The organism is uncultured Flavobacterium sp. (assembly GCF_963975515.1).
In the GTDB taxonomy this organism is placed as follows: Bacteria; Bacteroidota; Bacteroidia; order Flavobacteriales; family Flavobacteriaceae; genus Flavobacterium.
Map to the genome: position 1 here is coordinate 140,568 of NZ_CAXBGY010000008.1, position 25,164 is coordinate 165,731.

Consider the following 25,164-nt stretch of genomic DNA (forward strand, 5'->3'; position numbering starts at 1 on the left):
ATAATTTTATAAAATAATTTAAAAATAATAAATATGAAAAACTTAAAATTAACATTAGGATTAGTTGCATTAGCAACAGTTTTTACTTCTTGTAAAGACGAGAAACAAGAAATGGCTCAAAAATCTGTGGACTCATATGAAAAGTATGTGGATTCAATTAGTAATGTTGCTCAAGCAGAGGCTGCAGCAAACTGGGAAACTATTCAGACGGATTATGAAAAAATGAAAATGGATGCAGAAACATCTCTTGCTGAAGCAAAAGACAAAGAAGCACTTCAAACAAAAGTTGAAAACTCTTCAACAAAATATGAAGAATACAAGGTAAAAGTTGTAGCTGAAAATGAAAAAATGAATGCAGACAATGCTAAAATGACTATGTACAAAACATTCTTTGGAGATAGTTATGTTAATGATGACATGAAGTTTAATTGGGTAAACAAAGATAATATCTTAAGTGTTTATGAAAACTTTTATACTACAGTTGAAAAAAACAAAGATTCGTATTCAAGAGAAGATTGGGATGAAATTAAATTGACTTATGAAGCTTTAGATACTAGAAAAAACACAGTAGAAAATGAAGGTTTATCATCTTCAGATAACAGAAAAATCGCTGGAATTAAAATTAAATTTGCTCCAATGTATACTGTTAACAGAATGGGATCAAAATCAGAAGAAAACGCAGATGCAAAAAAATAATTGTTAATTTACAATTATTAAGTTTAGCAAGTGCTTAACAAAAAAAAACAGCGAGAAATATCTCGCTGTTTTTTATTTATATAAAGTCTAAAATTAAAAAACCTCAGATTCTTTTAATTTCTCTGTATTATTTACCAATTGAAGTTCATCAATAAATTTTTGAATTTTTCCATTCATAACGCCATCCATATCAAAAACATCTAAACCAATTCTGTGATCAGTTACACGACCTTGTGAGTAATTATAAGTTCTAATTTTAGCAGAACGGTCACCACTACTTACTTGAGAAGTACGTTTAACAGCATCTTCGGCTTGTTTAATAGCTAATTCCTTTTCATATAAACGAGAACGTAATACTGTAAAAGCTTTATCTTTATTTTTATGTTGTGATTTTTGATCTTGACATTGAGCCACTAATCCAGTTGGTATATGCGTTAAACGAACAGCAGATTTAGTTGTATTTACCGATTGACCACCAGGACCAGACGAACAGAAGAAATCAACACGAACATCATTCATGTCTATTTGAACATCAAATTCTTCAGCTTCTGGCAAAACCATAACCGTTGCTGCAGATGTATGCACACGACCTTGTGTTTCTGTCTGTGGCACACGTTGTACACGATGCACACCAGCTTCAAATTTTAAAGTTCCATATACATCCTCTCCAGTAACTTCGAAAATAACCTCTTTGAAACCACCTGATGTTCCTTCACTAATATCAACTACAGAAGTTCTCCAATTTCTACTTTCGCAATATTTGGTATACATACGAAATAAATCTCCTGCAAAAATAGACGCTTCATCTCCACCAGTACCCGCACGTATTTCTACCATCACGTTTTTAGAATCTTCTTCATCTTTTGGAATCAGTAAAAATTTAATTTCATCATCTAATTCAGGCATACGTTCTTTAGCTTCGTCTAATTGCATTTTAGCCATTTCAACCATTTCGGCATCAGAACCATCTGCAATTATTTCATTAGCTTCATCTATATTAGCAGTTAAATTAATTAACTCTTCACGCTTTTCCATTAAATCTCTTAAACCTTTATATTCTTGGTTTAATTGCACATAACGCTTTTGGTCGGCAATAACATCAGGTTGAATAATCAAATCTGATATTTCATCGAAACGTTGTTTTACATATTGAAGTCTTTCTAACATCTTGTATTCTTTTATTGGAGTGCAAAGATAATGAAAAAAATGTTGTGTTGGTAATGTTAAAATTTCTCTTTTTTTAAATTGAAAATCAATGTCTTAAAATCTTTATTTAAAATAAGTCTAAATAAGTTTTGTTAATTAAAAAACACGTACTATTTTTGCATCGTTATTTTAATTAAATCTAAATAAAGAATGAAAAAAATATGTTTAACAGTTGGTATTTCACTTTTAAGTCTATGTTTATATGCTCAAGACAGTTATAAATATGAGGGTGATATTACTCTTGAAAATGATACTGTAAAAATCAAAAAATACAATCTTCAAGAAGTGGTTGTGACAGGAAAAAACATGGACAATACAATTTCGATAGGAAAAACTTCAATAAAACCTATGGATTTACCCCAAGCTTCTTCAGTAATTAGTAGTGCAACTTTACAAAACCAACAAGTAAATTCAATCACTGATATTTTAAAAAATGCTAATGGTGTTTACATCATGGGAACAACTGGTGGCTATCAAGAAGAAATTGCGTCTAGAGGATTTTCTCTTTCTAGTTCTAATACATTCAAAAACGGAATTAGATATTTTAATGGTATGAGTATAGAAACTTCTGGCTTAGAAAGAGTAGAGTTTCTAAAAGGAAGCGCTGCAATGCTTTTCGGAAATGTTTCTCCAGGTGGAATCTTAAACTTAGTAACTAAAAAACCCAAATATGAATTTGGAGGTGAAGTAGGTTTAAATTATGGAAGCTTTAATACAATTAAACCAACTTTGGATGTTTATGGCGCTTTAAATAAAAACAAAACAGCAGCTTTCAGAATAAATAGTTCGTATGAGAAAGCAGATAGTTATAGAAATAACGTAGAATCTGAACGTTTTTATATCAATCCATCTTTTAAGTTTGAACTTTCAAAAAACACAGATATATTAATTGAAACAGACTTCACTAAAGATTCTAGAACTCCAGATTTTGGTGCAGGAATCATAGATTACAAAGTAGTTGACTTGCCACGTGACAGATTCTTAGGAGTTTCATGGGGTAAATATGATAGCCAACAATTTGCGAACACAATTACAATTAACCATAGATTTAATCCTAACTGGAATTTAAACTTCGTAAATGGTATTCGTTATTATGATACAGAATTATTCTCAAACACTAGACCAAATACAGGTACAAATGGAGGGGTACAAACAAATGGTGATTGGAACAGAAGTATCCAAAGAACTGAAGCAAAAGATAATTATTTTATGCAACAACTAGACTTAAATGGACTTTTCACAACAGGAAGTGTTAAACATAATGTTTTAATCGGTGCTGATATTGAAAATTTCAAAACCTCTACAACTGCTTATAATCAATTTACTAATTATGATACTATAAATATTTTTGAAAATTATAACACTTCATTAGAACCTGCAATTCCAAGTCTTTTAAAAAACACTCTAACAGATGCACCTATAAGTAGATTTGGAATTTATGCTCAAGATTTAATAAGTTTTACTGAAAAAATTAAAGTTTTAACAGGAATTCGTTATAGTTATCAAGACACAAGAAGTGATATTATTAAATACTCAGACAACAGCATTACTAGTACTAAAAATTATGATGGCGCATTTTCTCCAAGAATAGGTCTTATCTATCAACCAACGAAAAATCATTCTATTTTCGCAACCTACTCAAATTCTTTTGATATAAATATTGGACAAGATGACACAGGAAAGGCTTTAGAACCATCAATAGTTGATCAATACGAAATTGGAATAAAAAACAAATTATTTACAGATAAATTATATCTAAATGTAACGGCTTATCAAATTTCAAACGATAAATTCTATCAACAATCTTTAGCTAATGGTAACTCATATTCTTATGTAAAAGTATTAACTGGTGAAGTAAGAAGTCAAGGTGTTGAAGTAGACATTACAGCGAACCCAACAAAAGGGTTAACCATGATTGCTGGATATAGTTTTAATGAAACTAAATTCTTAGATGAAGGCTATTATATTGCTGGAAGTTTATTAAGGTATAATCCAAAAAACACAGCTAATCTAAGTGCAAATTATTTATTTAGTGAAGGAAAATTAAAAGGAATAAATTTAGGATTAATCTCTACATATTTTGGAGAAAGATACGCTGGTCGTTCTACAAGAACTCAAGTTGCAAATGACAACAGACAATTAATTTATTTACAAGATTTCATTCAGGTTGATGCTACTTTAGGATATACATTCAATCAATTTAGAATTAGTACAAAATTAAGTAACGTTTTTAATGAATTGAATTATAATGTTCATGATGATAACAGTGTTAACCCAATAGCACCAAGAAATTATTCAATTGCTTTAAATTATAAATTTTAATCACACATGAAAAAAATTAACGCAAGAGAATTACACAGAGATTTAGGATATTTCTTTTTAGGATTAATCATAACATTTGCTTTTTCTGGAATTTTGATGAACCACAGAAACGATTGGCATTCTGATAAATATACAATTGAAGCAAAAACAATTCAAATCTCATTACCAGAAGAATCTCAGATTAATGATGCTTTTGCAGAAAATTTAGCCAAAGAATTAAAAATTGATGACAAAGTAAAACGTCATATGGTCAGAAAAGGTAAATTTAAAATGCAATTTGAAAATACAGAAGTTGAAGTTGATGTAAAAACGGGTAAAGGTGAAATAGTACAATTTATTAAAACACCATTCATTAGTCAATCTATGTTGTTGCATAAAAACACTTCAAATTGGTGGATTTACTTTTCAGATATATTCGGAATTTCATTAATCATTATTGCAATTACCGGAACATTAATGGTTAAACACGGAAAACACACCTTTAAAAAAAGAGGTTGGAAACTCGCAGTAGCTGGCCTACTCTTTCCAATTCTATTTTTGTTATTTTTAAGTTAGTTTATTAAACTCCGATTCATTTCGGAGTTTTTTTTTGATTTTGTTAAAATATCCTAAATAATTTTATTATTTCAAAGCAAGTGCTTAGTTTTGTAATGTATTAAAACACAAATGGCAAGAACAAAAAAATATAACGAGCAAGAAGTAATAGAAAAAGCAATGGTTCTTTTCTGGAAAAATGGTTATGAAAATACTTCTGTTCGTATGTTAGAAAAAGAAATGGGCATCAACCAATTTTCTATCTATGCTAGTTTTGGGAATAAACACGGTGTTTTTCTTGAAAGTCTTAAATGCTACAAGGCTAAAAACAACAACATGTTTGAAAAACTAAAAAACGGAACTAATGGAATTGATGACATTAAAACTTTTTTTTATGATTCTATAAATAAACCAGATGAATTTGGAAATCAAAAAGGATGTTTATTAACCAACACATATAATGAATTTGCTGACATTGAAGATCAAATGATAAAAGATCAAATGAATGAATTCATGGATAATTTAAAATCTATTTTCATAGATAAATTAAAAACTGATACTTCAAAAGATGAAGAAACAATTATAAAACAAGCTAACTATTTATTATTAGCAAAACACGGATTAGCAGCAGCATCAAGAGTTAACAATAAAAAAGAAATTGAAGATTATATTGAGTTTACATTTAAAAACATATAACTTTTTTTTTATCCAAAACTAAGCAAATGCTTAGCTATAAATTAATAAAATAAATTAAAAATTAAAACTATGACTAAATTAAAAATTCACAACATTGAATCTGCACCAGAAGGAAGTAAAGCATTATTAGAACAATCACTTAAAGCCAACGGAATGATTCCTGGTTTACATGGTGTTTTAGCTGGTGCTCCTGGTATTTTAGAAGGTTACCAAACGTTACATAAATTATTTACAGAATCTTCTTTTGATAAAGACGAATTAACTGTTGTTTGGCAAACTATAAACGTTGAACACGCTTGTCATTATTGTGTTCCAGCTCACACTGCTATTGCAGGAATGATGAAAGTAGATGAAAATATTACTGAATCTTTACGTAATGAAACTCCTCTTGAAAATTCTAAACTAGAAGCTTTACGTACATTCACATTAGCCATAACTCGTAATCGCGGACATGTATCTTCAGAAGAATTACAAGCATTTTATGCAGCTGGTTATGAAGAGAGACAAGTTTTAGAAATCATTTTAGGATTATCTCAAAAAGTAATTAGTAATTACACCAATCATATTGCAAATACACCTGTAGATGCACCTTTCCAAAAATTTACTTGGTCAAAATAATTAATAATAATAAGTCACAAATTAACAAAATTGTAAGTTTGTGACTTATTTTAATAAAAAAAACATGATAAAATTAGATATAATTTCAGATGTAATGTGTCCTTGGTGTATCATTGGTTTCAGACGTTTAGAAAAAGCGATAGAAGAAATGGGAATTCAAGATCAAGTAGAAATTGAATGGCAACCTTTTGAATTAAATCCAAATATGCCTTCAGAAGGAGAAGAAATTCAAGAACACATCACTAGAAAATATGGTTCAACTTTAGAACAAAGTAAAAAATCACAAGAATTACTAACATCATTAGGAGCAGAAGTTGGATTTACCTTTGATTATTTTGATGGAATGCACATTGTAAATTCTAGAGAAGCGCATGTTTTACTTCAATATGCAAAGGAACAAGGCAAACAAACTGAATTAAATATTCGTTTTATGGAAGCTTTTTTTAGTGAAAGAAAAGATGTTTCTAAAAGAGAAATCCTTCTTCAAGAAGTTGAAAAAATTGGATTAGATAAAAATGAAGCATTAAATAGACTAAATGATAAAAATGCTCTTGATGAAATTCAAAACATTGAAAATTACTGGCAAAGTTTAGGTGTTTCTTCTGTTCCAACAATAGTGTTTAACAGAACTAGTGCTTTAAATGGAGCACAACCTGTTGAAGTTTATAAGCAAGTTTTAACTGAAATTCTAGAACAAAAATAAGTTACACTAGTTCTCATTTCAAATAAAAAAATAGATATGATTCTCAAAAAAAATATATTAATAACAACTTCTTTAGTTTTAGCGTTGACAAGTTGCAACGATAAAAAAAAGGAAAATACTGAATCTAAAGAAGTAATTCAAAACGAAAGTAAAATGGAAACAGCTAGTAATTCACCTTTAGACTCTTTACTAAATATTAAAAAAGAAGAATTTGGAAAGAAAGCATCAGAAGAAAAAAAACAAATTTATGCAGATGGTTTAGCTGATGTAAAAAATTCTGGAATACTTAGCAAAGCATTAAATGTAGGAGATAAAGCTCCAAATTTCACCTTAAAAAATGCTTTAAACAAATCCGTTTCTTTGTATGATGAACTTAAAAATGGTCCAGTAATTCTAACTTGGTATAGAGGTGGTTGGTGTCCATATTGTAACATTACTTTAAACTTTTTACAAGAAAAATTACCTGAATTCAAAAAAGCTGGAGCTACTTTAATTGCATTAACACCAGAAAAAACAGACAAATCTTTAAGCACAACAGAAAAAAATAATTTAGAATTTACTGTTTTAAGTGATTTAGATAATAAAATTGGAAAAGAATATGGGGTTGTTTTTACACTTACAAAAGGTGTAGCATCTATATATGAAGAAGCTTTTGGATTAAGTGATTATAACGGAAATAAAGATAACGAATTACCTTTAGCAGCAACTTATGTAATTGACAAAAACGGTATAATTCAATATGCATTTTTAGATGAAGATTATAGAAAAAGAGCTGAACCAAATGAAGTTATTAAAGCTGTCGAAAAACTAAAATAATAGTAATGAAAAACAACAGAAGAAATTTCATTAAAAATATTGGAATCATGGGAACAACAGGATTAATAATGCCAAATATAGCTTTAGGTAACACTCAAGACAATGAGATTAAAAGCATAAATAAAGTTAGACCAAAAGTATTATTTTTTTGACGTAAACGAAACACTTTTAGATCTTACTCAAATGAAGAAACAAGTTGGTAAAGCATTAAATGGCAGAGAAGATTTATTGTCATTATGGTTTACAACAATGTTACAATATTCTTTAGTCACATCAGCAAGTGGACAATATGAACATTTTGGAAACATAGGTGCAGCTGCATTACAAATGGTAGCAGCCAATAATAATATTCTAATTTCTGAAACTGAAGCTCGAAAAACCATAGTTGAATCATTAAGAGGTTTACCAGCACATCCTGAAGTTAAAAATGCTTTAGCCCAATTAAAAAAAGACGGTTATAAACTTGTATCATTTACTAATTCTTCAAACGAAGGTGTAAAGAAACAATTTGAAAGCGCAGGTTTAACCGAATATTTTGATGAAAGATTAAGCGTTGAAGATGTTGGAAAATTCAAACCATTTAGAGACACTTATGATTGGGCAGCCCGAAAAATGGGAGTAAAACCAGAAGAATGTATGTTAATTGCTGCTCATGGCTGGGATGTTGCCGGAGCACTTTGGGCAGGTTGGAGAGCTGCTTTTATAAGCAGACCAGGACAACAAATTTTTCCATTAGCCCCAAAAACAGAAATTATAGAATCTGATTTAAGAAAAGTAGCAGCCATTTTAAGTAGTTATTAAAAATAAGTTAGCAGTTTATTTACAAGTCTTTTAAATTTTATAAATTTCTCTGAATAATATGTAAACATATTGATTAATAATACTTTAATTTTATAAAAAATTAGAAATTAAATGAAAAAATCAAGTATACTGTTAATCATTACGTTACTTTTATTTACAAGTTGTGCCTCTAAAAAGTATAAAAATGTTACTTATCTAAATGAAACGGATGAAAAGACGGAACAACCTACTTTAAACATCTTTACACCAAAAAGCTCAAAGCACACTAATAATCAAGTTATCATTTTTGTTCATGGTGGAAATTGGAATTCTGGTGATAAAAAAACATACAATTTTATTGGTAGAAATTTCGCTAAAAAAGGAATTACAACGGTTATTGCAGGCTATACTTTGAGTCCAGAAGCTAATTATGATGATATGGCAAAAGAGATTACAAAAGCAGTAACTTGGACAAAAGAACATATCAGTGAGTATAAAGGAGATCCAAATGAGATATTTTTGACAGGACATTCTGCTGGTGGGCATTTAATAGCTTTAATCGGAACTAATCCAAAGTATTTGGAAGATAAAAGCATCATTAAAGGAATAATTCTAAACGATGCTGCTGGATTAGATATGAAACATTATTTAGAAGAAAATCCTCCTACAAACAAAAATGAATATTTAGCAACTTGGAGTAATAATCCTGAAGAATGGAAAGATGCTTCTCCTATTTATTTTGTAGATGAAAAAACTCCAAAAATGATGATTTATTTAGGCAGTAAAACTTATAATTCTATAAAAGTTGGAAATGCAAGATTCCTAAACGAATTAAACAAATATCAACCTAATGTTGAACCAATTATTCTAAATAAAAAACATGCTCCAATGGTAATTCAATATATAATTCCGTGGAGCAAACGTTATAAAGAAATTCTAGAATTTATGAAAAGTAAATCTTAATTTAAAAATCTGTAATATGACTTTAAAAGACAAAACAATTTCAAAAGGATTCATTATTGCAGGAATAATGAATAGTTCAGTCCTTCTTTTTTCAAGATTATTTACAAATGCTACAATTCCTAAATTTGACCCTACTGTTATGTCAAATTTCGGATTATTAATGATTTTTATTTGGGGTTTAGCTTACCTATCAGTTGCTAAAAATTTTAAAAATGTTAAATGGCTTATAGGAATTTTTGCAGTTGAAAAGTTTATTTATGGTTATATTTGGATAAATTGGCTGCTTAATAACAATATATCAGCTGTTTTTGAAAAGGATTCAATGGCTGGAATCTTTTACGCTATTTATGGAGTGAATGATTGGCTCTTTTTTATCTTCTTTTCATTTGTTTTTGTTAGGTTAATGAGGTTTGGTGACCACAAATGATATTTATATATCTTATTCAATTCAAAAATAAAATAGAATATTCAATTAACTTTTTGTAAAAATAAAAAAACCTCGTTCATTACAAACGAGGTTTTTTATTTTATATCAATATTATTTTATGATGTCTGAAGTTTTTACTTCTATGTAATAATACACCCACTTACCAGTAACGATTTCCGCTAAAATATCTTTAATATATTCACCGACTTTTATTGTAGTTGCTTTTCCTTTATCATTAAAATTAAGTTTTGTTCCAATTAATCTACTTAAAACTACATCCCTATCAGAATTTCCACTTGTAATAATTTCAGAAATCCTATTATCTTTAATGGTAATTTCAATTTCCCCATAATTTAAATATGGTCTTTGTTGAGTATTATCTGGGACAGTTTCTTTTTGCAACACAGCTTTATATAAACCGTCTTCTACCAATTTATTTTCTTGACTAAAAGCCAAATTACTCGAACTTAAAAAAGATGAAATAGCGAACACGAATAGAAGTAATAATTTTTTCATGATATAATGGTTTAAGGTTAATACAAAAACAATTACAAATTTTGTGCCGAATTTTTAATAGTTAATAGTAACAAAAAAACCTCGTTCATTACAAACGAGGTTTTTTATTATAAATCAATAAATTTTTATTTCTTAACCGGAATATTCTCTAAAACTTCCAATACAAATTTCCAATACTTTTGAGCAGAAGAAATACTAGCTCTTTCATCAGGACTGTGAGCACCTTTGATTGTTGGTCCAAAAGAAATCATATCCATATCAGGATAATTAGTTCCTAAAATTCCACACTCTAATCCAGCGTGACAAGCTACAACATCAGCTTTCTTACCGTTTTGTTTTTCATAAATTGAACTCAAAACATCTAATATTTCAGAATTAGCGTTTGGTGTCCAACCTGGATAACTTCCAGAAAATTCAACTTCACAACCCATTAATTCAAAGGCTGAACGTAATGAATTAGCTAAATCAAATTTTGCAGTTTCTACAGAAGAACGTGTTAAACATTGTACAGATAATTTTCCTTCACCAACAATTACTTTTGCAATATTGTTTGAAGTTTCTACTAAGTCAGCAAAATCAGCACTCATTCTATACACACCATTGTGAGCAGTATATAAAGCACGAACTAAAAAGTATTGAGCCATTGGTGGCATTACTTTAGCTGGTGTAGTTTCTGATTTTTCAATTACAACCTCTAAATTAGGTTCTGTTGTTTTTAATTCAGTTTTAATTTCGTTGATGATATCTTGCATATCAAACACAAAAGCTTCATCATAAACGTTTGCAATTATAACTTGCGCAACACTTTCTCTTGGAATTGCATTACGTAAACTTCCTCCTTTTATAGAAGCAATTTGTAATCCAAAATCATCAAAACCATCAAATAAAAGACGGTTCATAATCTTGTTCGCATTTCCTAATCCTTTATGAATATCCATTCCTGAATGTCCACCACTTAAACCTTTTACAGTAATAGTATAACCTACAGCGTTTTCTGGAGTTTCTTCTTCGTCATATTCAGCTGTTGCAGTAACATCTACTCCACCAGCACAACCAATGTCAATTTCGTCATCTTCTTCAGTATCTAAGTTTAAAAGAATTTCTCCTTCTAACATTCCACCTTGTAAACCCATTGCACCCGTCATACCTGTTTCTTCATCAATTGTAAACAAAGCTTCAATAGCTGGATGTTTAATAGTTTTACTTTCTAAAACTGCCATAATTGTAGCAACTCCTAACCCATTGTCTGCTCCAAGAGTTGTTCCGTTTGCACGAACCCAATCCCCATCAACATACATTTCAATTCCTTGTGTATCAAAATCAAAATTAGTATCATTATTTTTTTGATGCACCATATCTAAATGCGATTGCATTACGATGGTTTTTCTATTTTCCATTCCTGCTGAAGCTGGTTTTTTGATAATTACGTTTCCAACTTCATCTTTTATTGTATCAAATCCTAGTTTCTTACCAAAATCCATCATAAAAGCAATGACTCTTTCTTCTTTTTTAGAAGGTCTAGGCACTGCGTTTAAATCTGCAAATTTGTTCCAAAGTTCTTTAGGTTCTAGGTTTCTTACTTCTTGACTCATTATATTTATGTTTTTGTAAGTTTCAAAGTGCAAAGTTACAAAGTTTAATTTCTTTAGGAATTGATTTGTCGTTATATTTACGTTTTTAAATTAAAACTGTGAATAAAAAATACATTTTACCCTTAGTATTAGTTGTCCAAATCATTATTGTAAAGACAATAGCTTTTTTTCCTGAAACTATTGAAGTGTTTTATAGTAAAGGCTTCTATCCTATTCTTTCAAAAGGATTGAGACTTACTTTTGGTTCGCTTTCTTTTTCGTTTGGAGATGTTATTTATGGTGTTTTAATTTTCTTATTAATCAAATGGATTTTAAAAAACAGAAAAGGTTTTTTTAGAAATTGGAAAGCAAATGGTTTGAAGGTTCTAAGTATTCTTTCTATATTTTACTTTTTCTTTCATTTATTATGGGGAATGAATTATTATAGAATTCCGTTACATGAAAAATTAAGCATTAACAAAGAATATGAATTAAACGATTTAGAAGCTTTGACTGAAAAAATGATTGAAAAATCAAATCAATTACAATTAAGAATTACTTCAAATGATTCAGTTGCTGTAATAAATCCCTACACTGAAAAAGAAATTTTTGAAATGGCTCAAAATGGTTATCACAAGTTACCAAAAGATTTAAAAGAATTTGATTATCATACTAAAAGTATTAAACAATCCTTATTTAGTATACCTTTGAGTTATATGGGTTTTGGTGGTTATTTGAATCCATTTACCAATGAAGCTCAAGTCAATTATTTGAAACCAAAATATTCAACACCTTTTACTACTTGTCACGAAATGGCTCATCAAACCGGAATTGGTTCGGAAAGTGAGTGTAATTTTATTGGCTATTTAGCTGCAATAAATAATTCAGATGATTATTTTCAATATGCTGCTTACACAACTGCAATTAGATATTGCCTTAGAAACTTAGAAGAAATCGAAGAAGGGAAAAGTAAAATATATCTAGAAAAATTAAACAAAGGTGTTTTGAAAAATTTCAATGAAAATGAAGTCTTTTGGAAAGAATATGAAACTCCAATCAACACTTTTTTTGAATACTTCTACGATAATTTCCTAAAAGCGAACCAACAAAAAGATGGTTTAGAAAGTTATAGTAAGTTTATTGGGTTATTGATTGGTTATGAGAAAATTAGTTCTTAGATAAATGATCCAATGTGTTTTCTACTTTATATTTTGGATTATTTTCTAAAAAAACATCGAAATAAGCTGTATGAGTAGCTCCCAAAATAATTAAAACTCTATCGTTTTTAGTCAATGGAATATCACAAAAATTAGAATACATTCTTATGTTTCGTTTATAAAAATCAGCAATAATATCAGCACCTTCATATTTTTCATTGGTATGCATCGTTGCTAAAAAATTATAAAAATTAAACGTTTCCATTTTATATTCTTTCGTATTTATTTTATGGAATTGTTCCAATAAAGGCAGGTTATTTACCTCTTTATAGGAATTCATTTGATTCATCACAAATAAACTATCAGATGTGTTTCTGTTTGCTAAATCAATTAAACTAGGATAATCAAAACCCATTTGGTCATCTATTCCATAAATGTATTTCACATCACTTAATCTAGCTGTTTCAAAAGCAATAGCATTTAATTCTTCTGAGTAATTCAACCGATTGGATTGATCTATTATATATTTTTGAAAAACTTCATTTACAAAAGAGTTATTGTCGGGTTGCATTTCAATACAAATTACTGTAGGCTTGTATGCCACTAAAGATTTTACAATTTTATTTATATCTTTTTTTACTTGTAAATCTTTTAAATCTCTAACAGCGGTATTTGCATCTGAAGTATGTGTTAAATGTGCTGAACCAAAATTTAAAACACTAATTTTCCCTGAATCATTAGACTTAATGTCTTTATCTTTTAATGAATTACAGCTAAAAAATAAAATCGATAAAATAACAATCAAAAAATGCTTCATAAGTATTAGTAATTTTGAATTAACAATAATATTATATTTCATCGCTAGTAAAACTAACGGCTTGCTTCTTTTTATAAGGTCGAATAATTAAACGTGCTTCTCTATCAAAACGAATATAATTATAAACCCAATTTAGGAAAACAACGGCTTTATTTTTGAAACCAATTAACGAAAACAAATGCACAAACATCCAAACAAACCAAGCAAAAACACCACTAAACTTATAGTTTGGCAAATCTACAACAGCTTTGTTTCTTCCTATTGTTGCCATTGAACCTTTGTCTTTATATTCAAAAGGTTTCATTGGTTTTTTTTCTAGCAATCTTACAATATTATCCGATAATTGTGCTCCTTGTTGCATAGCTGGTTGAGCCATCATGGGATGTCCTTGAGGAAAATCTTCGGAAATCATGGAAGCAATATCACCAATAGCAAAAATATTTTCATAACCAACCACTTGATTAAATTCATTGACTTTAATTCTGTCAACTCTTGCAACTAAACTTTCTGCGGATAAACCATTTACTAATGCTCCTTGAACACCAGCTGTCCAAACAACTGTAGCACTATCAAAAGTTAAGTCCGAATTTGTAGTGACAATTCTTCCATCATAACCCGTTACACGTACGTTTTTCCAAACACTAACACCTAATTTTATTAAAAATTCTTCTGCTTTTTTTGAAGCGTGTTCGCTCATAGTATTCAGAATTCTATCACCACTTTGAATTAGATTAATTTCCATTTTTCTAACATCTAAATCAGGATAATCTTTAGGAAGAATAGCTCTTTTCATTTCGGCCAAAGCTCCAGCTAACTCAACTCCAGTTGGTCCACCACCTACTAAAACAAAATTCATTAAACTGTAACGTTCTGCAATATCATTGGTTAGTAAAGCTTGTTCAAAATTTTCTAGAATTAGACTTCTTATATTTAAGGATTGAGGAATGGTTTTCATGGCCATACAATTACGCTCCATTTCTTGATTACCAAAAAAATTGGTTTTGGAACCTGTTGCTAAAACTAAGAAATCGTATTTTAATTCCCCTATATCAGCAATAACTTTGTTGTTTTTGGTATCAATTTCTTTAACATCAGCTAGACGAAAATAAAAATCATTTTTTTCCTGAAGTACTTTTCTAATAGGATAAGCAATAGAATCTGGCTCTAATCCACCTGTTGCTACTTGATACATTAAAGGTTGAAAGTTGTGATAATTATGTTTATCTAATAAAACAACTTGTATATTTTTATTACGAAGTTTTTTGGCTAATGCTATTCCGGCAAAACCACCACCTATTATTACTAATCTAGGAAAACTGGAACGAGATATGTTCATTATATTTAATGATTTTATAGTAAAAACAAATATACAATTGTTAGTCAAATTTTTTATAAGATTTATTAAATCATTCATCGAACTACTATTTATCGATTAAACGTGCTAAAAAAAGCAGTATACTTGTAACAACATTCACTTTTGGTATACTTATAGATATGAATCCAGAATCAGAAGAACTTTTTGTAAAGCAATTACAAGAAAATCAGAATATAATCCACAAAATTTGTAGGTTATATACTTCTGATGATGACTCGCACAAGGACTTGTTTCAGGAAATAACAATTCAGTTATGGAAAGCATTTCCAAAATTTAGAGGTGATTCTAAATTTACTACTTGGGCTTATCGTGTTGGATTAAACACAGCAATTACACTTTATAGAAAAAAGAAGCGAACAATTGATACTATTGAGTTTGATAACACATATCATAGAGTAAAACAAGAAGATTATAATTTTGAAGAAGAGGAACAATTAAAATTACTTTATAGCGCTGTTAATCAGCTAAATGACATTGAGAAAGCATTAGTTTTTTTATATATAGAAGACAAAGATTATGCTGAAATATCAGAAACTTTAGGAATTAGTGAAGTAAATGCAAGAGTAAAAATGAATCGTGTAAAAGGAAAATTAAAAAAAATATTAAATCCGTAAAAATGGATGAATTAGATATACTAAAAAAAGATTGGAAGAAGAAAGACCATTCTTTTAATCAAATAACCGAAAAGGAAATTTATGGAATGCTTCATAAAAGATCTTCTTCCATTGTGAAGTGGATTTTAATTATAAGTATTTGTGAGTTTTTAATTTTGAGAATACTAGATATTTCAAGCTTTTTTGATAAATCTAGTGTTAAAATGATGGAAAAGAATCATTTGTATAACTTCAGTTTGGTATTAACTATTTTTAACTTAATAGTTTTCTCTGGATTTATTATTTATTTCTATAAAAATTTTAAAAAAATAAGTGCCGCTTCTTCTATTAAAAAATTAATGTCGGATATTTTAAAAACAAGAAAAATAGTAAAATATTATATTTGGTATAATCTTATTTTAATAAGCATTACTACATTTTTTGTGCTGAATTCATTTTTTAAATATAATAAAGAAATCAATGAACTTTATGAAAAATTTCCTTCCATATTTATTTTAGGAAGTATTGCAACTGTTCTTTTTATTGTATTGTTTTTCTGGGGTTTATATAAATTATTATATGGAATATTATTAAAACGATTACACAATAATTATCAAGAGTTAAAAAAACTAGAATTATAAAAAAAGAAAATATGACGCGATTTATTTTTGTTTTAACTTCGATTTTATTTGGATATATCGCTAACGCACAACAACTAGAAAAGAGTTTACTCTGGAAGATTTCTGGAAATGGATTAGAAAAGCCTTCATATCTTTTTGGAACAATGCATGCTGTTTGTGAAATAAATTTTGACGATGCTATTAAAAAAGCATTAGATGAAACTTCACAAATGTATCTTGAAATTGACATGGATGATCCAACTTTACAAGCAACCATGATGAAAGGAATGATGATGAAAGATGGCATAACAATGTCTTCTTTAATGACTGAAGATGAAGTGAAAATAGTAGATGCTTTCTTAAAAGAAAACGTGAGTGTTTCTATTAAAATGGTTGATAGATTTAAGCCTTTTATGATTAGCGCAATGTTTATACCAAAACTTTTAGAATGTCCAATGCAAACCATTGAAACTGAATTGGTGAAAATTTCGAAAGAACAAAAAGAAGAAGTTTATGGTTTAGAAACAATTTTAGACCAATTAACTGTTTTTGATAAAATTCCGTATAAAACTCAAGTTGAGGAATTAGTCAAAACAGCAAAAGACAACATGGTAAAAGATAAAATCGAAATGAAAAAAATGTTAGACATTTATGATGATGAAGATATTGAAGCTATGTTAGAAATTATGGATGAATCTGAGAACAAAATAGCTTCTGATTTTAATGACATTTTATTAAATGATAGAAACGCAAATTGGATTCCAATTATAGAAAAAGTTTCTAAAGAGAAACCTACATTCTATGGCGTTGGTGCTGGACATTTAGCTGGAGAAAAAGGTGTTATTAAACTTTTACGCAAACGCGGTTATAAAGTTGAAGCCGTAAAGTAAAAAAATCCCATCATTAATTTGATGGGATTTTTTTTAATATTTCCAAAGTCTATCTTTATTAAGTTTTGCTTCTTCATCTAAAACTTCTGCAGGAATTACTTTTAAGAATGATTCGTGTTGTTCAATTGCATATTCCATTTTTTCAACAACATCATCAACTGTATCGTTGTCATAATCAATTTGCAAAGGCTCTTTGATTACCATAGATTGCAGAATACCTTTCTTTTTAATTCTCAGTCCTTTTCTATCAAAAGAACGTCTAAAACCATCAATTACAACTGGAACAACTATTGGTCTGTGCTGTAATATAATATGAGCTGTACCTTTTCTAACAGGTTTAAATGAACGAGTAGTTCCTTGTGGAAAAGTTATAACCCAGCCATCATCTAAAGCGATTTTAATGTTTTCTGTATCATTTGGATTAACTTCTCTCTTTACATCTTTTCCTTCAGCTCTCCATGTTCTTTCGACAGTTATTGCTCCAACATAAGATAATATTTTTGGCAAAATTCCAGACTCCATTGTTTCTTTTGCAGCAACATAGTATATATTCATTTTCGGGTTCCAAAGATAGGTTACGTTTTTAATGTTATCACCTCTTCCTTTTAAACTAGCATTAAATACATGAAACATAGCAACAACATCTGCAAAATAAGTTTGATGATTAGAAATGAAAAGTACATTTGTATCAGGCAAATTTTTAATAATTTCCGAACCTTCAATATGCATTTCATTAAATCCCCTGTATCTTCTGTGTGTTAAAGCTCCAAAGATTCTAATTAACCATTTTTTCAAAAACAATATATGACCAAAAGGATTTCTTTTAAATAATCCCATAATTTTAATTTTTTTAACAAGGTTACAAATGTAGCAAAATCAATTAAATTAATGCACTTTTAATGTTTTCCTTTAATTCGCTCATCATCATAGCCGTAGCTCCCCAAACTATATATTTCTCTACCATAAATGCAGGTACTTCAATATCAGTTGCATACGAAGTTGTCATTTTTACTTGAGTAATTGTATTATCATCAATAAACATCGATAAAGGAAATTCTAAAACACGTTTTACTTCATCTAAATCTGGAATAAATTGCAATTCTTCGTGAGAAATTCCCATATATGGATAAACCAAAAAGTTACTTGGAGGAATATAAATCTCACTAAATGGTTTTATAACTTGTATTTTTTCAGGATGAATTCCTACTTCTTCGTGTGTTTCTCGTAAAGCTGTTTGTTCTAAATCTATATCTTCTAATTCAACTTTCCCACCTGGAAAACCTATTTGCGAAGAATGAACACCAGGATAGGTATTTCTAACTATTAAAGCCAAATGTGTTACGCCATCTTTAGGGTAAAACAACATTAAAACTGCTGCTTTTTTTGGTTTTTTATCAAGGTAATTAGTTTCCTTTAAAAAAGAAATTCGTTCCAAAGGTGCCATTTTTGCATGAGCATCTGAGGAAAGAAGTTTTTCTTTCTGTATTTTTGGAATATATTTGATAAAATCAATAAAAAGCATACTTTTATTTTTAATTGCAAGTTTAAAGATAATCGAAATTTTAATTTCAACACAAATTTCCTATAAAAATGTTTAGTAAAGAAGAAGCACAACGCATAAAAAGAGAGTTTTGGGTAACTTTTGCCGAAGAACACCCAAGAAAATGGATATTATACAACACCAAAATAAAAGATGTTGCGTTTAAATTCTATATAGATAACAAGAAAGCACAAGTTTTACTCGAAATAGAACCAAAAGACGAAAAAAATCGTATACTATATTATGAGAAGATTGAATCGCTAAAAACTATATTATTAGACGAATATTTACCTGATGCCGTTTTTGAACGTGATTTATATTTACAAAATGGAAAAGCAATTAGCCGAATTTGGGTAGAGAAACTAAATGTAAGCAGTAATAATAGAAACACTTGGCCAGAAGTTTTTGATTTTTTTAGTGAAAAAATGGATGCTTTTGAACGGTTCTTCTTTGAACATGAAGATTATATTAAAGATTTAAATATAAACACTTAATTAAGTTGATGTAATTAATCTAACATCCATTTAATTTGTAAAAAAGTAATTTTGACTAAAATAAATAAGCTATGAAAAAGATTATTGCATTAATAGTATTAGTAACATTACAATCTTGTTACTCTCAAAAAAAAGAAGAAATGAAACCAACAATTGTTAAAACCGAAGCGGAATGGAAAGCACAATTAACGCCAGAACAATATCAAGTCCTTAGAGAAAAAGGTACCGAAAGAGCATTTACTGGAGAATATTGGGATCATTTCGAAAAAGGAAATTATGTTTGTGCGGCTTGTAACAATGTTTTATTTTCATCAGAAATGAAATTTGAATCAGACTGTGGTTGGCCTTCTTTCGATAAAGCTGTAAAAGGTTCTGTAAAATATAATGAAGATTTTAGTTTTGGAATGGCAAGGACAGAAGTTGTTTGTGCCAAATGTGATGGTCATTTAGGTCATGTTTTTGATGATGGTCCAAAAGAAACCACTGGAAAACGTTTTTGTACCAATTCAGTTTCCGTAAAATTTGTACCAGAAGGAAAAGAAGCGGAGTAGAAATATATAGTTTCTCATTTTAAATAAATTTATTAATTTTAAGAATCAAAATTCAAAACATGCTCATAGCTTCTATTAAGGAAAATTTCAATGAAATAATTAGTCTTTTGTCTAATTTAGAAAGTCATCAATATACTGTTTGCCATCAAGAATTAAGCAACGCAACAATTGGTGAGCACACTAGACATATTATTGAAATGTATCAATCATTGTTAAAAAACTATGAAAATGGAAATATAAATTATGATAAACGAGAAAGGAATTTAAGCATTCAAACCGATATCGAATATGCAATTAATTGCATAAATGAAATACTGTCAGGAATTGACAAACCAAATAAAGAATTAATTCTAGAACAAGGTCTTGAAAAATTAAAATACAGTATTTCAACAAATTACGAAAGAGAGTTACTTTACAATTTAGAACACAGTATTCATCATCAAGCGTTAATAAAAGTGGCTGTTTTAAAACATCCATCTATTCAATTATGTGAAAATTTTGGAGTTGCAAAATCTACAATAGAATATAGAAATCAATGTGTACAGTAAGTTTTGTTCCACTAAAAGATAGTTATTGCATAACATCAAATAGAGATGAAAGTATTTTAAGAGAAAAAGCAATTCCTCCAACAAAATATTTAATCAATAATAAAGAAATTTATTTTCCTAAAGACCCAAAGGCTGGAGGAACATGGATTGCTCATAATAATAAAAGTTCAATTGTTCTACTTAATGGTGCTAAAGAAAAACATATTCATAAAACAGATTACAGAAAAAGTAGAGGACTAATCGTTTTAGACTTAATTTCTTCTATAAATCCAACTAAAGAATGGGAATCTATCGACTTAGACAATATCGAACCTTTTACTATTGTATTATTTTCTGAAGAAAAATTATTTCAACTACAATGGGATGGGATTGAAAAAGAAAGCGTTGAATTAGATGCAAATCAAAACCATATTTGGTCTTCATCAACTTTATATGAAAAAGAAATTAGAGAAAGAAGAGCTATTTGGTTCAAAGAATTTATTAAATCAGAAAATAATATTGATAGTCAAAAACTATTAAACTTTCATCAATTTACTGAAAGCAAAAATAAAAATTTCGGGCTTCAAATTAATAGAAACAATATTTTAAAAACTATTAGCATTACCCAATGTATTATTTCTAAAAATGATATTACATTTAATTACATCGATTTATTAGACTAATGAAAAGCACTAAATTATTTTTACATAAACTAACAAATTGGGAATATTGGCCTTATCAAGTGCTTTATACACCTGTTTATTTCCAATATTTATACTATGTTGTTAGAACAAGGTCATTCTTCTTTTTTAATGCCTCAAATCCTACTATTAAAAATGGAGGCTTTTTTATGGAATCTAAAAAAGAAATTTATGATTTAATCCCTCAAGAATATTATCCAAAAACACTTTTATTTAAAGCCAAAGAAGATATAAAAATAGTTAACAAGCGTTTAATAGAAACAGGAATAAAATTTCCTTTAATTGCTAAACCTGACATTGGTTTAAGAGGAACAGCTGTCAAAAAAATTGATAATTTAAATGAGTTAGAAAAATATATAAATCAAGCCAATTTTAATTTTCTAATTCAAGATTTAATTCAACATGAAAATGAAATTGGATTATTCTATGTTAAATTACCAAACTCAGAAAAAGGATTATTAACCGGAATTGTTTCAAAGGAATTTTTAATTTTAAAAGGAAATGGTAAAAACACAATAAGAGAACTTCTTAAAAAAGACCCACGATTTGAATTACAAATTCCAGTTTTAGAAAAAGAATTTTCAGAAATTATAGATACTATTCTAGATGAAAATAAAACGATAAACTTAGTGCCTTATGGAAATCATTGCAGAGGAACAAAATTCGTAGATGCAAGTCATGAAATAACACCAAAAATGACTGAATCTTTCAACGAAATCTGCTCAAAAATAGAAGGTTTCCATTTTGGAAGAATGGATATAATGTATACTAACTATGCCGATTTAGAACAAGGAAAAAACTTTCAAATAGTAGAAATAAACGGAGCTATAAGTGAACCAACACACATGTACGACCCAAAACATTCCTTATTATATGGTTGGAAAGAACTAACTAGACATTTTCACTACATGTATTTAATAAGTAAAGAAAACAATAAAAAAGGAGCAAAATATCTTACTTTTAAAGAAGGAGTTAATGAATTCAAAAGTCACCACAAACACTATGATAAAATTTTAGAGTTTTAATTTATCTTTTTAAAGAAAAGTGTCCTTTATATTCATTTCCATTTTCTAATTCAACCTTAAACCAGTAATCAGTAGCTGGCAATGTTTTTCCATTAAAAGTACCATCCCAACTATCTTGATTTCCATATAGTAATTTTATTAATTTTCCATATCTATCATAAATAGAAGTTTTAATTTTTGGTTCTAAATTTGAAAACCTTATTCTCCAATAATCATTAAAACCATCATTATTTGGTGTGAAAAATTTTGGATACATCATTAAAAAAACACTTTCATAAGCAACCCCACACCCTTTTTTATCTCTTACATAAACCGTATATTCTCCACCAGGCACATTGAAAAAATTAGGCGATTCTTGATAATTATAACCATCTAAGGAATACTCATAATCTCCTTGTCCAGTTACCGAAACAAAAACAGAATTGCCATTATTATTTAAATCTTCAATTTCTACATTTGTTATAGTTGCAATATTTGAATTATTCACTACAAAATCTTTTGTGTTTTGACATATAATGTCTCCATAATCATTAGAAACTGTCAATGAATAACTTCCTTCTTGATTAATTGTTGTTGTATATGATGTTGAACCATTAGACCATAAATAACTTGAATATCCAACTGGAGCATTAATTGTTATACTTGAACCAACACAAATGGCATAAATGTCATTTAAGTTTAATTCTGGTTTATTTTTAACAAATAGATTAAAATCAGAAATCTCATTACACTCTGGGTATAAATTATTTTCAATCCTTATAAAAATTGTTTGAGGGTTAGAAATATTAGTATAATTAATTTGAATTTCATTTAACCCTTGTTGAGCATCTGTTAATGATAAATGAAACGTAATTGTGAATTCAGATGATGATTGAGAACCTAAAATCATAATTACTTGATTTGAAAAATCAAAAACTCCTAAACCATCATTACTAGAATCATCACATATACTGATATTAGTTACTGGATTAATTATAGGTTTTTTAAAAACTTTGATAAAAAAACTAGTAGTATCATAACAAGCAGTATTAGAATTACTTTCCAATCTAACAAATATTTCTTGTGATTGTGTAATATTTTGATAATTATTAGGTAATGGATTCAAATTACTATTCGCTTCAGCTTGACTTAAATGATAAGTAATTGTATAATTTGAAGAATTTAATCCATTAAGTATTGTACTGTTTTGATTAAATAATGTAAAATTTTCAATACCATCATAAGGTATACTTTCACAGCTAACAATATCCGATGGCTTATTAGCTATAGGTTTTTGAATTAAATTTACTGTAAAGTTTTTAATATCATTGCAGTTTTTATTTGATTGGCTATATAATTTAGCATAAAAAGTTGTAGTTCCTAAAGGCAATTGATACGTTTCCGGTAAGATATTGATATGATTAATTGCATCATTTAAAGTCAGAAAATATGACACTCCAAATAAGCTTGGAGATTGACTTCCTAAAATTACAGCATCATTAAAAGTTAAGTCATAGTTTATGTTTACGTTGTCGCAAATATTTTGATTATTAATAGTATTAGCTACTGGGATGGTAGAAACAATAAGTTGTTTGCACTTTATAACAGTACCAGAGTTAGTTACAATTGTTGCTACAACAGTATAAGTTCCTGCAACAGAGTATGTATGTGAAGGATTGTCAATATTTGAATTAGTACCATCACCAAAATCCCAAGTAATGCTGTTAACTGCTTGATTACTCGTATAAGAAAAAGAAGAGGTGTTTCCTAAGCATATATTATTAATATTAATACCTACACTAAAATAAGACTGAATAAATTGCGGTAAACCTAATTTACTAAGACCCGATCCAATAGAAACAGTATGTAATCCTAAATTACAACCTAATCCTAAAGTCTCAGGATTATTTATAACACTCAATGTATTCAAATCATCAATTGAAAGATAAATTTTACCATTTGTAGCCAATTGTAATGCCCCAAAAAAATGATTTACATCAGTAGAAGAGTGAATAAGTGTTTCAGTACTTATTATATTTGGAGAAGTTAAATCATACTGATATAACTCTAATGGAAAAAATTCACCTGTTGTAATATATGCAACGTTACCTAATGGCGAAAATTCCACTCCATAATTTGCGAATTTTGTACTTATTATTTTTGGGCTACTTATTATTCCAGTTGAATTATCAAAATCAAAAAGTTCTACATTTTGCTGATAATTTGAGCTAATAAGTTTTTTTCCATCTGGAGAAAATTTTAAATAACCAATAGTTCTATTTGGAATATTAGAAACAGTTGTCCCAACATTACTTATTACTGGAGTCAAATTAATACCTAACGATGTTATTGAATAAGCATAAAAGCTATTGTTTCCATATTTATGAACTACAACCCAAAAATCCTCACAATTATTCTTTTTTACAGCTGAAATCTTTTCTGTAGCTGGTGTTAATAAAAGAATATTTTTATTTGAAGTGACATCTCCTAAACCTCCATTCAAATTCATATCAACTTCAGTATACCTCACTCCATTATCTCCTCCTAATAAAGTCACGGTAATAATATAATAAATTGAAATAGAATTAGGCTTTGGAATTATAACCGCTGATTGTGTACTTGATGGATTTCCTAATAATCCAGTACCATTTGACATAATCTCATGATTTTTATTCCACACAAAATTCCCATCAGTATAAAACAACAATTGTCCCCCTGCATCAGAAATTGTAGCACTTCCTTCAACTGTTTGTTGCTGGCTATTATTTAATACTATAGGGTTTCCTGTTGTAAAATCTAAACCTGCATTATAACCAAAATACCAAGTATTTGCTTCACCTTGTGAATAAACATTATAGCATAAAAAAAACAATGTTAAAAATAAATACTTTTTTTTCATTTCATAGATATATATACAAAATTGCAATAAATATTTTTTTAATACAATAATTATTGAACAAATATTCACTATGAATATTTCAATAATATATATTTTTTTTTATGGCGTGTCCCTTTGGGTCGGGCTATCCGTTCTATCTTTGTTTTTT

The 25,164-nt window shown here is 28.5% G+C and carries 28 protein-coding genes; 20 read left to right on the top strand and 8 right to left on the bottom strand.

Features of this window, described 5'->3' with window-relative positions; translation table 11 throughout:
* The first annotated feature begins 33 nt into the window (after positions 1-33).
* Positions 34-696, top strand: coding sequence for a DUF6565 domain-containing protein (locus AAC008_RS10455; RefSeq protein WP_339889241.1), 663 nt, complete (start codon positions 34-36; stop codon positions 694-696).
* A gap of 93 nt (positions 697-789) precedes the next feature.
* On the opposite strand, the gene prfA is transcribed toward AAC008_RS10455, so the two are convergent.
* Positions 790-1,863: a peptide chain release factor 1 gene (prfA, locus tag AAC008_RS10460; RefSeq protein ID WP_339889242.1), complete on the bottom strand. Its 1,074-nt coding sequence runs from the start codon at positions 1,861-1,863 to the stop codon at positions 790-792.
* A gap of 189 nt (positions 1,864-2,052) precedes the next feature.
* Here prfA and AAC008_RS10465 point away from each other — a divergent pair, with 189 nt between their 5' ends.
* The 10 genes from AAC008_RS10465 to AAC008_RS10510 all read left to right on the top strand — a co-directional run bounded on the left by AAC008_RS10465 (position 2,053) and on the right by AAC008_RS10510 (position 9,761).
* Positions 2,053-4,224, top strand: coding sequence for a TonB-dependent receptor (locus AAC008_RS10465; protein ID WP_339889243.1), 2,172 nt, complete (start codon positions 2,053-2,055; stop codon positions 4,222-4,224).
* Positions 4,225-4,230: 6 nt separating this feature from the next.
* On the top strand, positions 4,231-4,779 hold the full coding sequence (locus AAC008_RS10470; protein ID WP_339889244.1) for a PepSY-associated TM helix domain-containing protein: 549 nt from the start codon (positions 4,231-4,233) through the stop codon (positions 4,777-4,779).
* A 111-nt stretch (positions 4,780-4,890) separates the two neighbouring features.
* On the top strand, positions 4,891-5,454 hold the full coding sequence (locus AAC008_RS10475; RefSeq protein ID WP_339889245.1) for a TetR/AcrR family transcriptional regulator: 564 nt from the start codon (positions 4,891-4,893) through the stop codon (positions 5,452-5,454).
* A gap of 69 nt (positions 5,455-5,523) precedes the next feature.
* Positions 5,524-6,072: a carboxymuconolactone decarboxylase family protein gene (locus tag AAC008_RS10480; RefSeq protein WP_339889246.1), complete on the top strand. Its 549-nt coding sequence runs from the start codon at positions 5,524-5,526 to the stop codon at positions 6,070-6,072.
* A 64-nt stretch (positions 6,073-6,136) separates the two neighbouring features.
* Positions 6,137-6,775, top strand: coding sequence for a DsbA family oxidoreductase (locus AAC008_RS10485; RefSeq protein ID WP_339889247.1), 639 nt, complete (start codon positions 6,137-6,139; stop codon positions 6,773-6,775).
* A 36-nt stretch (positions 6,776-6,811) separates the two neighbouring features.
* A complete protein-coding gene (locus AAC008_RS10490) occupies positions 6,812-7,591 on the top strand; it encodes a peroxiredoxin-like family protein (protein ID WP_339889248.1) in 780 nt (259 codons plus the stop codon).
* A 5-nt stretch (positions 7,592-7,596) separates the two neighbouring features.
* A complete protein-coding gene (locus tag AAC008_RS10495; protein ID WP_339889249.1) occupies positions 7,597-7,743 on the top strand; it encodes a twin-arginine translocation signal domain-containing protein in 147 nt (48 codons plus the stop codon).
* Positions 7,744-7,774: 31 nt separating this feature from the next.
* Positions 7,775-8,392, top strand: coding sequence for a haloacid dehalogenase type II (locus AAC008_RS10500; protein WP_339889250.1), 618 nt, complete (start codon positions 7,775-7,777; stop codon positions 8,390-8,392).
* 111 nt (positions 8,393-8,503) lie between these two features.
* A complete protein-coding gene (locus tag AAC008_RS10505) occupies positions 8,504-9,334 on the top strand; it encodes an alpha/beta hydrolase (RefSeq protein WP_339889251.1) in 831 nt (276 codons plus the stop codon).
* 16 nt (positions 9,335-9,350) lie between these two features.
* Positions 9,351-9,761, top strand: a complete 411-nt coding sequence (locus AAC008_RS10510) for a hypothetical protein (RefSeq protein ID WP_339889252.1) — start codon at positions 9,351-9,353, stop codon at positions 9,759-9,761.
* Positions 9,762-9,872: 111 nt separating this feature from the next.
* On the opposite strand, the gene AAC008_RS10515 is transcribed toward AAC008_RS10510, so the two are convergent.
* Together AAC008_RS10515 and AAC008_RS10520 are read right to left on the bottom strand one after the other, a co-directional pair.
* On the bottom strand, positions 9,873-10,277 hold the full coding sequence (locus AAC008_RS10515; protein WP_339889253.1) for a hypothetical protein: 405 nt from the start codon (positions 10,275-10,277) through the stop codon (positions 9,873-9,875).
* A gap of 125 nt (positions 10,278-10,402) precedes the next feature.
* Positions 10,403-11,869, bottom strand: coding sequence for an aminoacyl-histidine dipeptidase (locus AAC008_RS10520; protein WP_339889254.1), 1,467 nt, complete (start codon positions 11,867-11,869; stop codon positions 10,403-10,405).
* Between the two features lie 98 nt (positions 11,870-11,967).
* Here AAC008_RS10520 and AAC008_RS10525 point away from each other — a divergent pair, with 98 nt between their 5' ends.
* The gene (locus tag AAC008_RS10525; protein ID WP_339889255.1) at positions 11,968-13,026 is read left to right on the top strand and encodes a DUF3810 domain-containing protein; all 1,059 of its coding nucleotides are present in this window, start codon (positions 11,968-11,970) and stop codon (positions 13,024-13,026) included.
* Here AAC008_RS10525 and AAC008_RS10530 read toward each other — a convergent pair.
* Together AAC008_RS10530 and AAC008_RS10535 are read right to left on the bottom strand one after the other, a co-directional pair.
* Positions 13,016-13,822 carry a DUF5694 domain-containing protein gene (locus tag AAC008_RS10530; protein ID WP_339889256.1) on the bottom strand — a complete coding sequence of 269 codons (807 nt, stop codon included), beginning with the start codon at positions 13,820-13,822 and terminating at the stop codon, positions 13,016-13,018. The two genes, AAC008_RS10525 and AAC008_RS10530, sit on opposite strands and share 11 nt — an antisense overlap.
* A gap of 31 nt (positions 13,823-13,853) precedes the next feature.
* Positions 13,854-15,158: an NAD(P)/FAD-dependent oxidoreductase gene (locus AAC008_RS10535; RefSeq protein WP_339889257.1), complete on the bottom strand. Its 1,305-nt coding sequence runs from the start codon at positions 15,156-15,158 to the stop codon at positions 13,854-13,856.
* 158 nt (positions 15,159-15,316) lie between these two features.
* Between AAC008_RS10535 and AAC008_RS10540 the strand changes: the two genes are divergently transcribed.
* The 3 genes from AAC008_RS10540 to AAC008_RS10550 are packed head-to-tail and all read left to right on the top strand — an operon-like array spanning position 15,317 to position 17,300.
* A complete protein-coding gene (locus AAC008_RS10540) occupies positions 15,317-15,811 on the top strand; it encodes a sigma-70 family RNA polymerase sigma factor (RefSeq protein WP_339889258.1) in 495 nt (164 codons plus the stop codon).
* Positions 15,812-15,813: 2 nt separating this feature from the next.
* Positions 15,814-16,431: a hypothetical protein gene (locus AAC008_RS10545; RefSeq protein WP_339889259.1), complete on the top strand. Its 618-nt coding sequence runs from the start codon at positions 15,814-15,816 to the stop codon at positions 16,429-16,431.
* Between the two features lie 11 nt (positions 16,432-16,442).
* Positions 16,443-17,300 carry a TraB/GumN family protein gene (locus AAC008_RS10550; RefSeq protein WP_339889260.1) on the top strand — a complete coding sequence of 286 codons (858 nt, stop codon included), beginning with the start codon at positions 16,443-16,445 and terminating at the stop codon, positions 17,298-17,300.
* A gap of 33 nt (positions 17,301-17,333) precedes the next feature.
* Here AAC008_RS10550 and AAC008_RS10555 read toward each other — a convergent pair whose 3' ends face one another.
* Entirely contained in the window at positions 17,334-18,137 is an 804-nt protein-coding gene (locus AAC008_RS10555) for a lysophospholipid acyltransferase family protein (RefSeq protein ID WP_339889261.1), read from the bottom strand.
* A 43-nt stretch (positions 18,138-18,180) separates the two neighbouring features.
* Entirely contained in the window at positions 18,181-18,822 is a 642-nt protein-coding gene (locus AAC008_RS10560) for a CoA pyrophosphatase (RefSeq protein ID WP_339889262.1), read from the bottom strand.
* Between the two features lie 68 nt (positions 18,823-18,890).
* Between AAC008_RS10560 and AAC008_RS10565 the strand changes: the two genes are divergently transcribed.
* The 5 genes from AAC008_RS10565 to AAC008_RS10585 all read left to right on the top strand — a co-directional run bounded on the left by AAC008_RS10565 (position 18,891) and on the right by AAC008_RS10585 (position 22,138).
* Positions 18,891-19,334: a DUF4268 domain-containing protein gene (locus AAC008_RS10565; RefSeq protein WP_339889263.1), complete on the top strand. Its 444-nt coding sequence runs from the start codon at positions 18,891-18,893 to the stop codon at positions 19,332-19,334.
* A 71-nt stretch (positions 19,335-19,405) separates the two neighbouring features.
* On the top strand, positions 19,406-19,885 hold the full coding sequence (msrB, locus tag AAC008_RS10570; RefSeq protein WP_339889264.1) for a peptide-methionine (R)-S-oxide reductase MsrB: 480 nt from the start codon (positions 19,406-19,408) through the stop codon (positions 19,883-19,885).
* A gap of 59 nt (positions 19,886-19,944) precedes the next feature.
* Positions 19,945-20,433: a DinB family protein gene (locus tag AAC008_RS10575; protein ID WP_339889265.1), complete on the top strand. Its 489-nt coding sequence runs from the start codon at positions 19,945-19,947 to the stop codon at positions 20,431-20,433.
* Positions 20,421-21,095, top strand: coding sequence for an NRDE family protein (locus AAC008_RS10580; protein ID WP_339889266.1), 675 nt, complete (start codon positions 20,421-20,423; stop codon positions 21,093-21,095). Before AAC008_RS10575 ends, AAC008_RS10580 begins: the two co-directional genes overlap by 13 nt.
* Entirely contained in the window at positions 21,095-22,138 is a 1,044-nt protein-coding gene (locus AAC008_RS10585; protein ID WP_339889267.1) for a D-alanine--D-alanine ligase, read from the top strand. Before AAC008_RS10580 ends, AAC008_RS10585 begins: the two co-directional genes overlap by 1 nt.
* A 1-nt stretch (position 22,139) precedes the next feature.
* On the opposite strand, the gene AAC008_RS10590 is transcribed toward AAC008_RS10585, so the two are convergent.
* Positions 22,140-25,016 (bottom strand): T9SS type B sorting domain-containing protein, encoded by a 2,877-nt coding sequence (locus tag AAC008_RS10590; RefSeq protein ID WP_339889268.1) that lies wholly within the window; start codon positions 25,014-25,016, stop codon positions 22,140-22,142.
* Between the last annotated feature and the right edge of the window lie 148 nt (positions 25,017-25,164).

Excerpts from the sequence above, each read along its gene's own strand:
- AAC008_RS10505 (WP_339889251.1), top strand. The coding sequence starts at position 8,504 with ATGAAAAAATCAAGTATACTGTTAATCATTACGTTACTTTTATTTACA.
- AAC008_RS10575 (WP_339889265.1), top strand. The coding sequence starts at position 19,945 with ATGCTCATAGCTTCTATTAAGGAAAATTTCAATGAAATAATTAGTCTT.
- AAC008_RS10585 (WP_339889267.1), top strand. The coding sequence starts at position 21,095 with ATGAAAAGCACTAAATTATTTTTACATAAACTAACAAATTGGGAATAT.
- AAC008_RS10530 (WP_339889256.1), bottom strand. The coding sequence starts at position 13,822 with ATGAAGCATTTTTTGATTGTTATTTTATCGATTTTATTTTTTAGCTGT.
- prfA (WP_339889242.1), bottom strand. The coding sequence starts at position 1,863 with ATGTTAGAAAGACTTCAATATGTAAAACAACGTTTCGATGAAATATCA.
- AAC008_RS10560 (WP_339889262.1), bottom strand. The coding sequence starts at position 18,822 with ATGCTTTTTATTGATTTTATCAAATATATTCCAAAAATACAGAAAGAA.
- AAC008_RS10555 (WP_339889261.1), bottom strand. The coding sequence starts at position 18,137 with ATGGGATTATTTAAAAGAAATCCTTTTGGTCATATATTGTTTTTGAAA.
- AAC008_RS10515 (WP_339889253.1), bottom strand. The coding sequence starts at position 10,277 with ATGAAAAAATTATTACTTCTATTCGTGTTCGCTATTTCATCTTTTTTA.
- AAC008_RS10540 (WP_339889258.1), top strand. The coding sequence starts at position 15,317 with ATGAATCCAGAATCAGAAGAACTTTTTGTAAAGCAATTACAAGAAAAT.
- AAC008_RS10500 (WP_339889250.1), top strand. The coding sequence starts at position 7,775 with ATGAAGAAACAAGTTGGTAAAGCATTAAATGGCAGAGAAGATTTATTG.
- AAC008_RS10475 (WP_339889245.1), top strand. The coding sequence starts at position 4,891 with ATGGCAAGAACAAAAAAATATAACGAGCAAGAAGTAATAGAAAAAGCA.
- msrB (WP_339889264.1), top strand. The coding sequence starts at position 19,406 with ATGAAAAAGATTATTGCATTAATAGTATTAGTAACATTACAATCTTGT.
- AAC008_RS10590 (WP_339889268.1), bottom strand. The coding sequence starts at position 25,016 with ATGAAAAAAAAGTATTTATTTTTAACATTGTTTTTTTTATGCTATAAT.
- AAC008_RS10495 (WP_339889249.1), top strand. The coding sequence starts at position 7,597 with ATGAAAAACAACAGAAGAAATTTCATTAAAAATATTGGAATCATGGGA.
- AAC008_RS10480 (WP_339889246.1), top strand. The coding sequence starts at position 5,524 with ATGACTAAATTAAAAATTCACAACATTGAATCTGCACCAGAAGGAAGT.
- AAC008_RS10550 (WP_339889260.1), top strand. The coding sequence starts at position 16,443 with ATGACGCGATTTATTTTTGTTTTAACTTCGATTTTATTTGGATATATC.
- AAC008_RS10580 (WP_339889266.1), top strand. The coding sequence starts at position 20,421 with ATGTGTACAGTAAGTTTTGTTCCACTAAAAGATAGTTATTGCATAACA.
- AAC008_RS10545 (WP_339889259.1), top strand. The coding sequence starts at position 15,814 with ATGGATGAATTAGATATACTAAAAAAAGATTGGAAGAAGAAAGACCAT.
- AAC008_RS10535 (WP_339889257.1), bottom strand. The coding sequence starts at position 15,158 with ATGAACATATCTCGTTCCAGTTTTCCTAGATTAGTAATAATAGGTGGT.
- AAC008_RS10565 (WP_339889263.1), top strand. The coding sequence starts at position 18,891 with ATGTTTAGTAAAGAAGAAGCACAACGCATAAAAAGAGAGTTTTGGGTA.
- AAC008_RS10485 (WP_339889247.1), top strand. The coding sequence starts at position 6,137 with ATGATAAAATTAGATATAATTTCAGATGTAATGTGTCCTTGGTGTATC.
- AAC008_RS10470 (WP_339889244.1), top strand. The coding sequence starts at position 4,231 with ATGAAAAAAATTAACGCAAGAGAATTACACAGAGATTTAGGATATTTC.
- AAC008_RS10520 (WP_339889254.1), bottom strand. The coding sequence starts at position 11,869 with ATGAGTCAAGAAGTAAGAAACCTAGAACCTAAAGAACTTTGGAACAAA.
- AAC008_RS10455 (WP_339889241.1), top strand. The coding sequence starts at position 34 with ATGAAAAACTTAAAATTAACATTAGGATTAGTTGCATTAGCAACAGTT.
- AAC008_RS10490 (WP_339889248.1), top strand. The coding sequence starts at position 6,812 with ATGATTCTCAAAAAAAATATATTAATAACAACTTCTTTAGTTTTAGCG.
- AAC008_RS10510 (WP_339889252.1), top strand. The coding sequence starts at position 9,351 with ATGACTTTAAAAGACAAAACAATTTCAAAAGGATTCATTATTGCAGGA.
- AAC008_RS10465 (WP_339889243.1), top strand. The coding sequence starts at position 2,053 with ATGAAAAAAATATGTTTAACAGTTGGTATTTCACTTTTAAGTCTATGT.